Raw genomic sequence first — 11,764 nt, 5'->3', positions numbered from 1 at the left:
GAGATGTGAATGAAAGTCATCATTGTTGAAGATGAAATCCTGGCGCAACAGGAGCTAAGCTGGCTGATTAAAGCACACAGTCAGATGGAGATTGTCGGCACGTTCGACGACGGTCTCGATGTCCTGAAGTACCTGCAACACAATAAAGTCGACGCCATTTTTCTGGATATCAACATCCCGTCGCTGGACGGTGTATTGCTGGCGCAGAACATCAGCCAGTTCGCCCATAAACCGTTTATCGTGTTTATCACCGCCTGGAAAGAGCATGCGGTCGAAGCGTTCGAGCTGGAAGCGTTTGACTACATCCTCAAACCTTATCAGGAATCACGCATTATCAGCATGTTGCAAAAGCTGGAAAACGCGTGGCAACAACAAACCGGCACAGCCGCTAACCCGCAACCGCGGGAAAACGCGACCATCAATCTGGTGAAAGACGAACGCATTATCGTCACCAGCATTCACGATATTTATTATGCGGAAGCGCATGAAAAGATGACCTTCGTCTACACGAAGCGGGAGTCTTATGTGATGCCGATGAACATCACCGAGTTTTGCAGCAAACTGCCGGCGGCGCATTTCTTCCGTTGCCACCGCTCCTACTGTGTCAATCTGGATAAGATCCGCGAAATAGAGCCATGGTTTAACAATACCTATATTTTGCGGCTGCGCGACCTGGAGTTTCAGGTGCCCGTCAGCCGCAGTAAGGTAAAAGAGTTCCGGCAGTTAATGGCGCTCTAGAGATAGTAGCCCAGCGTCTGGCGCAGGTGCGCGCCCGCGCCTAACAACCCCGGATTATCGTGGACGATAAGATAAACCGGAATATCCTCGACGTAGGATTTAAAGCGGCCTTTATCTTCAAAGCCGCCGCGAAAACCGGAAGCGGTAAAGAAATCGAGGAAGCGCGGCACAATGCCACCAGCAATGTAGACGCCGCCAAAGGTGCCAAGGTTCAGCGCCAGGTTGCCGCCAAAGCGCCCCATAATGACGCAGAACAGCGACAGCGCACGGCGACAATCGATGCAGCTATCCGCCAGCGCGCGCTCGGTTACGTCTTTCGGTTGCAGATTTTCCGGCAGACGCCCGTCGGATTTCACAATCGCGCGGTAGAGGTTCACAAGCCCGGGGCCGGACAGCACGCGCTCTGCGGAAACATGGCCAATCTCACCGCGCAGCTCTTCGAGGATAATCCCCTCTTCTTCGCTGTTGGGGGCGAAATCCACATGACCGCCCTCGCCCGGCAGGCTCACCCAGCGTTTATCCACATGCACCAGATGCGCGACGCCAAGACCGGTGCCTGCACCGTAAACGGCGATCGGCTTGCCTTCCACCGGCTGCGCGCCGCCAAACTGGATCAGATGCTCTTGTTTCAGCATCGGGATCGCCATCGACACAGCGGTAAAATCGTTAATGATTTCCAGATGCGCGAAACCGAGGTTTTTCTTCATTTCCGCGATGGAAAAAGCCCAGGTGTGGTTGGTCATCGCCACCCAATCACCGGTGATCGGGCAGGCAATGGCGATACAGCCGTCTTCCACACTCACGCCGTGCTCATCAAGGTACACACGCACCACGGCTTCCAGGCTTGGGTAATCGAGGCCGGAGTATGTCTTGGCCCGGGAGATGACGCCGCTGTCGACATCGCACAACGCTAAGCGCGCGTTGGTGCCGCCTACGTCGCCCACTAAAGCATATTTTGTCATTCTTTTACGGCTCCGCTAAAGTCAGAATAAATCTTTGGCACACTGTAAATTCAAGGCGCTTTAACGACAATGACCATAACACGAGCGCCCCAGGATTATCGATCTTCGTCACAGATTAACGCCGTGGTTTCGGCTCTGTTAGCAGCCACTGCGACCCTCTTCCGGTAAAAGGACATAAGCATGCTCCATCCGCGAGCCAGAACCCTGTTATTGCTGGCGCTGCCCGCACTGACGATCGGCATAGCCTCAAGCCTGGTATTACTGCTGGTGATGAAAATCGCCACCCTGCTGCAATCCATTTTATGGTTCGGCATTCCCTGGCGGCTGGGGGTCGATCCGGACTCTCCCGGCTGGACCCTGCTGATGTTGACGCTAACGGGCGTTGCCGTGGGGCTGGTGATCCGCTTTAGCGCCGGTCATGGCGGCCCGGATCCGGCGACCGAACCGTTGATCAGTGCGCCCGTTGCCGTCAATGCGCTGCCGGGTCTGGTACTGGCGTTGATCCTTGGGCTGGCGGGCGGCGTCAGCCTCGGGCCTGAACACCCGGTGATGGTGCTGAATATTGCGCTGGCAGTGGCGATTGGCGCGCGCGCATTTCCGCGAGTCGCTCCGCTGGACTGGACGATTTTAGCCTCTGCTGGCACGCTCGGCGCACTGTTTGGCACTCCGGTCGCCGCGGCGCTGATCTTTTCACAAACGCTGACCGCCAGTAACGATGTACCGTTGTGGGATCGTCTGTTCGCCCCGCTGATGGCCGCCGCCGCGGGCGCGCTGACCACCACGGTGCTGTCGCATCCCCATTTCACCTTACCGATTCCCCATTATCCGCAGTTGCACATCGTCGATATCATCAGCGGTGCGGTCGTCACCGCGTTCGCCATCGCGCTGGGGATGGTTGCAGTCTGGTGTTTACCTCGCCTGCACCAGCTTATGCAGCGGCTAAAAAACCCGGTGCTTGTGCTGGGCATTGGCGGGTTTCTGCTCGGTATTCTGGGCATTATTGGCGGTAATATCACGCTGTTTAAAGGGCTGGATGAGATGCAGCAACTGGCCTTTGCGCAGACATTCACCGTCAGCGATTATTTGCTGTTTGCGGTGGTAAAACTGGCGGCGCTGGTGGTGGCAACGGCCTGTGGGTTCCGCGGTGGGCGTATTTTCCCGGCGGTGTTCGTCGGGGTGGCGCTGGGTCTGATGCTGCACCAGCATGTAGACGCGGTACCGGCAGCGGTGACCGTCTCCTGTGCGGTGCTCGGCCTGGTACTGGTGGTCACACGGGATGGCTGGTTAAGCCTGTTTCTTGCCGCGGTCGTTGTGCCGGACACCACGCTGCTGCCGTTGTTATGCATCGTGATGCTTCCTGCCTGGCTGCTGCTGGCCGGGAAGCCAATGATGGTTGCTCCCCGGCGGGACAAGTGATCACTGATTGTTGCGCGCCTCAAGCGATCGGGTGACGTCGCGCAGCAAATCAGGGAGATCGGTCTTCGGCAGCATGACTTCAATCAACGCGAGGCGGTGATGATGGGCGGCGGCTTCCAGCGCCTCGGCCAGTTGCACGGTTTCGCTGACCCGCCAGCACTCGGCCTGGCCATCATGGCTGAGTGCATGCGGAATGTGCGTCCAGTTCCAGCGCGCAATGTCGTTATAACGCTGCTGCGCGCCGTGAATGGCGCGTTCCACCGTATAGCCATCATTATTAAGCAAGACAATGATGGGCCGCAGGCCGTCACGCAGCATTGACCCCAGTTCCTGAATGGTTAACTGAGCCGCACCATCGCCACTGAGCAAAATCACCCGCCGTTCCGGGCAGGCTGTTTGCGCGCCAAACGCGGCGGGCAGACAAAAACCGATCGATCCCCATAATGGCTGCACCAGAAAATCGACCTCCGCAGGCAAGCGCAAACCCGCCGCGCCAAACGCAGCGGTTCCCTGATCGGCCAGAATGATATCGCCAGGGCGGATAAAATCTTGCAGCGTTTGCCAGAGTGCTGACTGATCCAGCGTCCCCTGATGCACGCGGTGCGGCGCGTCAGTGTGATTAACCGGCTTAAGCGGGTTGCGCGGATGATGGCGACACACCGAAATCAGCGTATTCACCGCGTCGCGCATCGACACGCCGCTGAACCAGGTTTCCCCTACCCGCGCGGCGAACGGCTGAATGTCGATAGTGCGCTCCCGCGGCAATTGCTGGCTAAACCCGGCGGTCAGCGTATCGGTAAAGCGTGCGCCCACGCAAACCACTCTGTCCGCACCTTCGATGGCTTCGCGTACGGTCGGCGGGCTTGCCGCACCGCTGTAAGTGCCCACAAACCCGGGTTGCGTTTCATCAAACAGCCCTTTCCCCATCAGCATCGTGGCATGAGGTACAGGGAAATCGCGCATCCAGCATTGCAACATTTTCTGTACGCCGAAGCGACGGGCAAGGAAATCCGCCAGTAGCGCAACCCGTGGGCTACCCGACATCAGCGCCTGCGCATGACGGCGAAACGCATCAAGGCGCATTTCGTCGGACTGAACGGCAGGAAACGTGAAAGCGTTTACAGGCGGTATTGCCGCCATTTTGGCAACATCAGCCGGTAACATCAGATAACCGGGGCGGGACTCCGCCAGCATGGTGCTGATAACCCGGTCGATTTCATAGCAGGCGTTTTGCGCCGTTAAAATAGCGCGCGCGGCGGTAACCGGCTCGCTCATCCGCCAGAAGTGGCGAAAATCCCCGTCGCCGAGCGTATGGTGCAGTAGTTCTCCGCGTTGCTGCACCGTGCTACACGGCGCGCCAACAATATGCAGCACTGGCACATACTCAGCAAAACTGCCGGCAATGCCGTTAATGGCGCTTAATTCCCCCACGCCAAAGGTGGTAAGCAATGCGCCAGCCCCCCGGCAACGCCCATAACCATCGGCAGCATAGGCGGCGTTAAGTTCGTTGGCGCAGCCAACCCAGTGGACTGTTGGATGTTGAATCACGTGATCGAGAAATTGCAGGTTATAGTCGCCCGGCACGCCGAACAGATGGTGAATGCCACAGCCAGCGAGCCTGTCCAGCAGATAGTCGGCAACAGAGTAATCGGTTTGCATGACATTGATCCTTCCAGACTTTGGTTCTTCACTGAGTATTGAAGAACTGTGATGAGAGTCCAGGATACGCGCCATATCGGGGGTGGAAAGCAAGCTTTACGATAACGCCCGGTGTACTCTCATTGGTCCAGCGATGTAAACGCATACACTGAAGAGAAGATGACTTAAAAGGGGCAACGGCATGGTTTATCAGGCGGATTCCGCACGTTACGAAAAAATGGTCTACCAGCGCTGCGGTGACAGCGGGCTAAAACTCCCGGCGATTTCACTCGGGCTGTGGCATAACTTTGGTGACACCACCCTGCTGGAAAACAGTCGGCAATTACTGCGGCATGCATTCGATCTTGGCATTACCCATTTCGATCTGGCCAACAACTACGGGCCGCCTCCCGGCTCAGCGGAGAGCAATTTCGGCCGCATCCTGCGGGAAGATTTCCTCCCCTGGCGCGACGAGCTGATTATCTCCAGTAAAGCCGGATACACCATGTGGGATGGCCCCTATGGCGACTGGGGCTCGCGCAAATACCTGATTGCCAGCCTCGATCAAAGCCTGCGCCGGATGGGGCTGGAATACGTGGATATCTTCTACCATCATCGCCCGGACCCGGAAACGCCGCTGAAAGAGACCATGCGCGCGCTGGATCATATTGTGCGCCAGGGTAAAGCGCTGTACGTCGGGTTGTCTAACTACCCGGCCACGCTGGCGCGTGAAGCTATCGACATCCTCAACGACCTGGGGACGCCGTGCCTGATCCACCAGCCTAAATACTCCATGTTTGAACGCTGGGTGGAAACCGAGCTGCTGGAAGTCTTGCAGCAAAAAGGGGTTGGCAGCATTGCCTTCTCCCCGCTGGCGGGTGGGCAATTAACGGACCGCTATCTGCACGGCATCCCGGCGGATTCGCGCGCGGCCAGCGGCAGCCGGTTTCTGAATCCGGACCAGCTTACCGATGAAAAACTGGCGACTGTACGCGCGCTGAATGCGGTAGCTCAACGGCGAGGACAGAAACTGTCGCAGATGGCGCTGGCCTGGGTGCTACGCGGCGGCAAAGTGACCTCGGTGCTGATTGGCGCCAGTAAGATCGGGCAACTGGACGATGCCGTTGGCATGCTGGCCAATCGGGATTTCAGCGCAGCAGAATGCGAGGAGATCGACGCCATTCTCAGCGGTGCAAAATAACATCATTTTTAGCAAAAAGTGCTGCCATTCATGATTTAGGAGTTCCGCCAATAATACGGGGTTTTACCGCCCCGTAAGATTGTTGTAACAGGCCGTTTCGGCCCCGATCGTGAAGGAGAAGAGTATGTTCAGGTCACTGATTCTGGCAGCAGTGTTAATGGCTTCAGCCCCCCTGGTCGCTAATGCTGGCGAAATCACCCTGTTGCCGTCTATAAAATTACAAATTGGCGATCGTGATAATTACGGTAACTACTGGGACGGCGGACGCTGGCGCGACCGCGACTACTGGGGTCGCAACTATGAATGGCGCGGCAACCACTGGTATAAACACGACCGCGGATGGCATCGCGGTTGGGATAAACGCGATGCCTATGAGCGCGGCTACCGCGAAGGCTGGAACGATCGCGATGACCACCGCGGGCCGGGAGGCGGTCGCTGGCGTCATCATTGATACGAAAAAGGAGCGCATGCGCTCCTTTTTTCTTTGTGGTGATTGGTGAGCAGAACGCTATAACCCTGCCGCGGTCCCCACTAACAACCAGCCATTTAAACTGACCACCAGTACCACAATCACCCAGCCGGTACGCTTAATCAGCGATGAATTCACCAGTTCACCCATCAGCGCATGATTGCTGGTAAACACCAGCAGCGGCACCAACGCCAGCGCAATACCGAAGCTCAGCAACACCTGGCTCATCACCAGAATTTGCGTAGGATCCAGCCCCAGCCAGATGACGATAAACGAGGGCATCATGGTGATAGTGCGACGAACCCACAGCGGAATATGGAAACGCACAAACCCTTGCATCACCACCTGTCCCGCCAGCGTGCCCACCACCGTCGAAGAGAGACCTGCCGCCACCAGGCTCAGACCAAAAATGGTGGCGGCCGCGTGGCTCAATAACGGCTCCAGCGTGAGGTAAGCCTGATCCAAATCGGCAATCCCGGTATGACCGTTAAAATGGAAAGCCGCGGCTGCGGTGGCCATCATTGCCAGATTCACAAAACCGGCAATGGTCATGGCAATTCCTACATCCCATTTGGTGGCTGAATAGCGCTGACGCTGGGTTCCCTGGTGCAAATGCTGCGTCAGGGAAGAGTGCAGGTAAATCACATGCGGCATAATGGTCGCGCCCAACACCCCAGCGGCGAGAAAGACGGCGTCGGTTCCCGGCAAACTGGGAATCACAATCCCTTTCGTCAGCGCCGCCAGCCGCGGCTGAGAAAACACCAGCTCAACAATGTATGCCGCTGCAACAAACAGCAATAACCCGCCGATCACCTTCTCTAACGGTTTTTGCCCGCGTCGTTGCAACATCAAAATCAAAAAGGTGGCAACGCCGGTCAGCACTGCGCCTTGCAGCAGCGAAACGCCGAGGATCATTTTAAAACCGATAGCCGCGCCAATAAATTCCGCGAGATCAGTGGCCATGGCGATAATTTCCGCCTGTACCCAGTAGAACCAGACCACCGGGCGTGGATAGTGATCGCGGATCTGCTCAGCCAGGTTTTTGCCGGTGGCGATACCGAGTTTGGCGGAGAGCAACTGAATCAGCATCGCCATTAAATTGGCCCACACCACAACCCACAATAGCTGGTAGCCGAAACTTGCCCCCGCCTGAATGTTGGTGGCAAAGTTGCCGGGATCGATATAGCCAATCGCCGCAATGAACGCCGGTCCCATTAACGCGAACCTCAGCTTGCGCGCTGCACGCCCACTGCTATTCTCAACGCGACTACTGTTCATTTTATGCCCTTAAATATAGCCTTTGCTATGTTTCATGCTACCAAAATGAGAATGATTATCAAGTTCATTTAGATGGGTTTACCTGATTTCTCTGATAGCCAGAAACAATAGAAGGGCTGAATGTCCAGTATGGTGACGGCGGCAACAGGAACTGCCGCAGCGTTATGTTAAGAGTTTAGCATCACGACGCAACTTTTCACTCCTTTACTTAACATAACAGAAATGTATGGTGGATCACTAATTTTGAGTCTGGTCACAGGCCATTAATATAGTGTGTGTTTGATCTCGTTTTCTTTTGGCTTGTTACATAGAATGTGCACGAAATTTCTACCCGTCTCATATTTGGAGCAAATATGTCCCGTGTTCTGCACTTTGTCCTGGCGCTTGCTGTCGTGGCGCTGCTTGCCTTGCTCGTGAGCAGCGATCGCAAGAAAATCCGCATCCGCTTTGTTATTCAATTGCTGGTGATTGAAGTTTTACTGGCCTGGTTCTTCCTGAACTCTGATATCGGCCTGGGCTTCGTTAAAGGCTTCTCCGAAATGTTTGAAAAACTGCTCGGTTTCGCCAACGAAGGCACCAACTTCGTATTCGGTAAAATGAATGACGAAGGCCTGGCGTTCTTCTTCCTGAAAGTGCTGTGCCCGATTGTCTTTATTTCTGCACTGATCGGGATTTTGCAACATATCCGCGTGTTGCCAATCATTATTCGCGCCATCGGGACGGTGCTGTCTAAAGTGAACGGCATGGGCAAACTGGAGTCATTTAACGCCGTCAGCTCCCTGATTCTGGGTCAGTCCGAGAACTTTATTGCCTATAAAGATATCCTCGGCAAAATGTCGCGCAACCGCATGTACACCATGGCGGCGACGGCGATGTCCACCGTTTCGATGTCCATCGTTGGCGCGTACATGACCATGCTGCAGCCGAAATATGTTGTGGCGGCGCTGGTGCTGAACATGTTCAGTACCTTTATCGTACTGTCGCTGATCAACCCGTACCGCGTGGAAGAGAGCGAAGAAAACCTGCAAATGGCGAAGTTGCACGAAGGTCAGAGCTTCTTTGAAATGCTGGGCGAATACATTCTGGCGGGCTTCAAAGTGGCGATTATCGTTGCGGCGATGCTGATTGGCTTTATCGCGCTGATTTCTGGTCTGAACGCGCTGTTCGCGGCGATTTTTGGTATCTCTTTCCAGGGCATTCTGGGCTATATCTTCTACCCCATCGCCTGGGTGCTGGGCGTACCGGCTCACGAAGCGCTGCAGGTGGCGAGCATCATGGCAACCAAACTGGTTTCCAACGAATTCGTGGCGATGATGGATCTGCAGAAAATCGCGGCCAACCTCTCTCCGCGTGCAGAAGGCATCCTCTCTGTATTCCTGGTCTCCTTCGCGAACTTCTCTTCTATCGGTATCATCGCCGGTGCGATTAAAGGCCTGAACGAAGAGCAAGGCAACGTGGTTTCCCGCTTTGGTCTGAAACTGGTTTACGGCTCTACGCTGGTGAGCGTGCTGTCTGCTGCAATTGCGGCGCTGGTTATCTGATTGCCGGATGGCCAACACTATTGAAAACCGGGGATAGCCCCGGTTTTTTTATGCCTTAGCCAGCAGTTGCGGTTTCCCTAATAAGTAGCCTTGCAAATAATCGACCCCAGCTTGCAGCAACAGTGCGCGCTGAGCTTCGTTTTCCACATACTCCGCCACCACCGTCAGCGACTTCCCTTTCGCCAGTTCACAGATGGCTTTCACGATCATCACATCCTGAGGGTCGTTCAGGATATCCCGCACAAAACAGCCGTCTATCTTGATGATATCCGCCTGCAACCGTTTCAGACGTTCAAAGTTCGCATAGCCGGTACCAAAATCGTCGATAGCAATTTTGAACCCGGCTTCGCGCAATCGTTGAATATGGTGAATACTCACTTCAGCGTGCGACAGCGCCTGCTCTTCGGTGATCTCAATAATCACCTCTTGCGGCGCCACGGCATAACGGGCAAAGAGAGAGAGCAGTTGTGCAACAAAATCGTTCTGCATCAACGTTAACGGCATCAGGTTGACCGAAAAGCGCACGCCGCCGCGTGGGCCCGGGTGCTGCTGCATCCATTGCAGTAAGCGCTCCACCACCTGCATATCGAAACGGGCGCTCAAATTGAACTGCGCAATCACCGGGATAAACTGATCCGGCGTGATCAGCTCACCATCACAGACCAGCCGGCTGAGGATTTCCTGATACCCCACACCTTGTGCATTGACGACAGGCTGACCATAAAGTGCGATGCCGCCATTATCCAGCGCACGCGTCACTTTGTTAAGCAGCAGGACCCGATCCGTGGTCTGGTCGCTCACCTCTTGCAGGCGATGGGTGAGCGCCAGCACCTGCCGCCCTGAGGAGGCCTGTTCCGAAAGCCAGCTTAGCTGCCCCAGCGTGTGATGCAGCGCTTTGCCCGAGGCATGTAATTCTCCCCACGAAATACCAAACTCAATATCCAGCGCGGTGGCGTTCCAGTAGATACGGCGGCTGTTGAGGTAACGCACCATATGTTGCAAACGCCCGGCAATTTCTGGCCCGTTCAGTTTTAACAGCAGTTCATTTCCGGGAAGCTGAAAGAGGGTTTCCCCCTCCAGCAGTAAGGGTTGCAACTCGCGCGTTACGCAGCGTTTTACATGGACGCGCATCATCATGCCGAAATGGCGGCTCAGGAACTCCACATTCTGCATATGCAAGCAGCACACAATGCAGGAGGGCTGCGCGTCGAGCATTTTTTCCAGCGCCCGCAAGTTGGGCAAACCGGTTAAGGGATCGGTCATCGCCTGCGCCTGCCAGCGCCCTTTCAGCCATTCGCTACGGGTATAAATCCGCATCATATACAGCAGAGAAATGGTGAAACAAATCAGTACCGACATCACGAACGCCAGCGAATAATCGGAACGTACGCCGTGCAGAAAGCTGTCGTTATAGACCATCAACGCGAACGCGGCGCATCCCCAGCTCAACATCAGAAGCGGATAACTTAACCTGCTGATGCCAAACGTAAAGAGAATAAAAAGAACCGGCACCAGGTAGCCGGCAATATAATTTGATTTATAAGAAAGACAGAGGGTAATGACCATTGCGATCAGCGTTGCAATCCAGAAAAGGGTAAACAGACGCTTCTCTGCACAGAGCCAGGGTTTAATACTACGTCGCCAGAATGTGCGAAAAAACCGGGGATTAATCATCATCCTTAGTGGAAAATATATAATCATGGTGAATATTAGCGACGCAACAATAAGGCTCTGAATATCAATAATAGAATAAATAACGGAGCCGGAATTAAAAAATCCCGACAAATGAATTGGATAGTTAAACCAGATACCCGCAATATACATCGAGCACTTTATGCCGAGTGGGGCAATAAATCCCAGCCATAAAATACGAATCCCCATATCTTTATTGGGAATGCCATGACGCCAGCGCGAACCGAGCCGCCAGCGGACGACCGCGCAGGCCAGCAGCACAGAGAATATCTGGCAAAATAGCAGCACTGCCGCCTCTACAGCGGGTAAATGCAGAAAGCTCTCGTTTATCAATGCGAAACCGAGAATAACAGGCACAATACCGTGCCGCCCAAAGAGTAAAATAATGGCCAGCATAACGCTTAATGGCAACCAGGCCAGATAAATATCACTGGCATTCACCATCGTTCGCGGCGAAATAATACGGGAAACAGGGACGGCGATAAGACAAAGGATTAATGCCAACAGGAATTTTCGCACACAACTGTAATTTCTATTCTTCATTAAAATGATGTGCAAACTCCTGACCGGGGAAATAGTAAGTAGCCGGATAATAGATTCATTCTTTTTATGAATCAAGTTACCTGGCTAATAAACACTCTTAGTGTTTTCTGAGGTTAACAACCTAAGATTTGTTACCACAGTATGAATGCGATTTTCAGACGGTCAGAAACGAAAAACCCCCGCGTAAACGCGAGGGTTTAAGATTTTGGTGGAGCTAAGCGGGATCGAACCGCTGACCTCTTGCATGCCATGCAAGCGCTCTCCCAGCTGAGCTATAGCCCCACAA

The 11,764-nt window shown here is 54.5% G+C and carries 9 protein-coding genes and 1 tRNA gene; 5 read left to right on the top strand and 5 right to left on the bottom strand.

What is annotated here, in order from left to right; translation table 11 throughout:
- Positions 1 to 9 precede the first annotated feature (9 nt).
- Positions 10 to 738 (top strand): LytR/AlgR family response regulator transcription factor, encoded by a 729-nt coding sequence (locus tag ACQ3G7_RS01195; protein ID WP_430888550.1) that lies wholly within the window; start codon positions 10 to 12, stop codon positions 736 to 738.
- Here the strand turns inward: ACQ3G7_RS01195 and glk are convergent.
- Positions 735 to 1,700, bottom strand: a complete 966-nt coding sequence (gene glk, locus ACQ3G7_RS01190) for a glucokinase (protein ID WP_430888549.1) — start codon at positions 1,698 to 1,700, stop codon at positions 735 to 737. The two genes, ACQ3G7_RS01195 and glk, sit on opposite strands and share 4 nt — an antisense overlap.
- A gap of 180 nt (positions 1,701 to 1,880) precedes the next feature.
- Here glk and ACQ3G7_RS01185 point away from each other — a divergent pair, with 180 nt between their 5' ends.
- Positions 1,881 to 3,116: an ion channel protein gene (locus ACQ3G7_RS01185; protein WP_430888548.1), complete on the top strand. Its 1,236-nt coding sequence runs from the start codon at positions 1,881 to 1,883 to the stop codon at positions 3,114 to 3,116.
- Here ACQ3G7_RS01185 and ACQ3G7_RS01180 read toward each other — a convergent pair whose 3' ends face one another.
- Positions 3,117 to 4,775, bottom strand: a complete 1,659-nt coding sequence (locus ACQ3G7_RS01180; RefSeq protein WP_430888547.1) for an alpha-keto acid decarboxylase family protein — start codon at positions 4,773 to 4,775, stop codon at positions 3,117 to 3,119.
- A 181-nt stretch (positions 4,776 to 4,956) separates the two neighbouring features.
- Between ACQ3G7_RS01180 and mgrA the strand changes: the two genes are divergently transcribed.
- Complete coding sequence (gene mgrA / locus ACQ3G7_RS01175; protein WP_430888546.1) at positions 4,957 to 5,955, top strand: L-glyceraldehyde 3-phosphate reductase; 999 nt, start codon at positions 4,957 to 4,959, stop codon at positions 5,953 to 5,955.
- 124 nt (positions 5,956 to 6,079) lie between these two features.
- Positions 6,080 to 6,406, top strand: a complete 327-nt coding sequence (locus ACQ3G7_RS01170; protein WP_430888545.1) for a DUF2502 domain-containing protein — start codon at positions 6,080 to 6,082, stop codon at positions 6,404 to 6,406.
- A gap of 57 nt (positions 6,407 to 6,463) precedes the next feature.
- On the opposite strand, the gene ACQ3G7_RS01165 is transcribed toward ACQ3G7_RS01170, so the two are convergent.
- Entirely contained in the window at positions 6,464 to 7,702 is a 1,239-nt protein-coding gene (locus ACQ3G7_RS01165) for an Nramp family divalent metal transporter (protein ID WP_430888544.1), read from the bottom strand.
- Positions 7,703 to 8,055: 353 nt separating this feature from the next.
- Here ACQ3G7_RS01165 and ACQ3G7_RS01160 point away from each other — a divergent pair, with 353 nt between their 5' ends.
- Complete coding sequence (locus tag ACQ3G7_RS01160; protein ID WP_263099948.1) at positions 8,056 to 9,243, top strand: NupC/NupG family nucleoside CNT transporter; 1,188 nt, start codon at positions 8,056 to 8,058, stop codon at positions 9,241 to 9,243.
- Between the two features lie 48 nt (positions 9,244 to 9,291).
- On the opposite strand, the gene ACQ3G7_RS01155 is transcribed toward ACQ3G7_RS01160, so the two are convergent.
- Both ACQ3G7_RS01155 and ACQ3G7_RS01150 read right to left on the bottom strand, forming a co-directional pair.
- The gene (locus ACQ3G7_RS01155; RefSeq protein WP_430888543.1) at positions 9,292 to 11,478 is read right to left on the bottom strand and encodes an EAL domain-containing protein; all 2,187 of its coding nucleotides are present in this window, start codon (positions 11,476 to 11,478) and stop codon (positions 9,292 to 9,294) included.
- A gap of 206 nt (positions 11,479 to 11,684) precedes the next feature.
- Positions 11,685 to 11,760, bottom strand: a tRNA-Ala gene (locus ACQ3G7_RS01150).
- Positions 11,761 to 11,764 lie beyond the last annotated feature (4 nt).

The sequence above is a fragment of the Kosakonia sp. N21 genome (genome assembly GCF_050587465.1).
Lineage (GTDB): Bacteria > Pseudomonadota > Gammaproteobacteria > Enterobacterales > Enterobacteriaceae.
Note: the sequence above shows the minus strand (reverse complement) of the source record. Positions and strands in the feature narration are given on the sequence as shown.

Coding starts and splice junctions, on each gene's coding strand:
- ACQ3G7_RS01165 (WP_430888544.1), bottom strand. CDS start 7,702: ATGAACAGTAGTCGCGTTGAGAATAGCAGTGGGCGTGCAGCGCGCAAG.
- glk (WP_430888549.1), bottom strand. CDS start 1,700: ATGACAAAATATGCTTTAGTGGGCGACGTAGGCGGCACCAACGCGCGC.
- ACQ3G7_RS01170 (WP_430888545.1), top strand. CDS start 6,080: ATGTTCAGGTCACTGATTCTGGCAGCAGTGTTAATGGCTTCAGCCCCC.
- mgrA (WP_430888546.1), top strand. CDS start 4,957: ATGGTTTATCAGGCGGATTCCGCACGTTACGAAAAAATGGTCTACCAG.
- ACQ3G7_RS01195 (WP_430888550.1), top strand. CDS start 10: ATGAAAGTCATCATTGTTGAAGATGAAATCCTGGCGCAACAGGAGCTA.
- ACQ3G7_RS01155 (WP_430888543.1), bottom strand. CDS start 11,478: ATGAAGAATAGAAATTACAGTTGTGTGCGAAAATTCCTGTTGGCATTA.
- ACQ3G7_RS01185 (WP_430888548.1), top strand. CDS start 1,881: ATGCTCCATCCGCGAGCCAGAACCCTGTTATTGCTGGCGCTGCCCGCA.
- ACQ3G7_RS01180 (WP_430888547.1), bottom strand. CDS start 4,775: ATGCAAACCGATTACTCTGTTGCCGACTATCTGCTGGACAGGCTCGCT.
- ACQ3G7_RS01160 (WP_263099948.1), top strand. CDS start 8,056: ATGTCCCGTGTTCTGCACTTTGTCCTGGCGCTTGCTGTCGTGGCGCTG.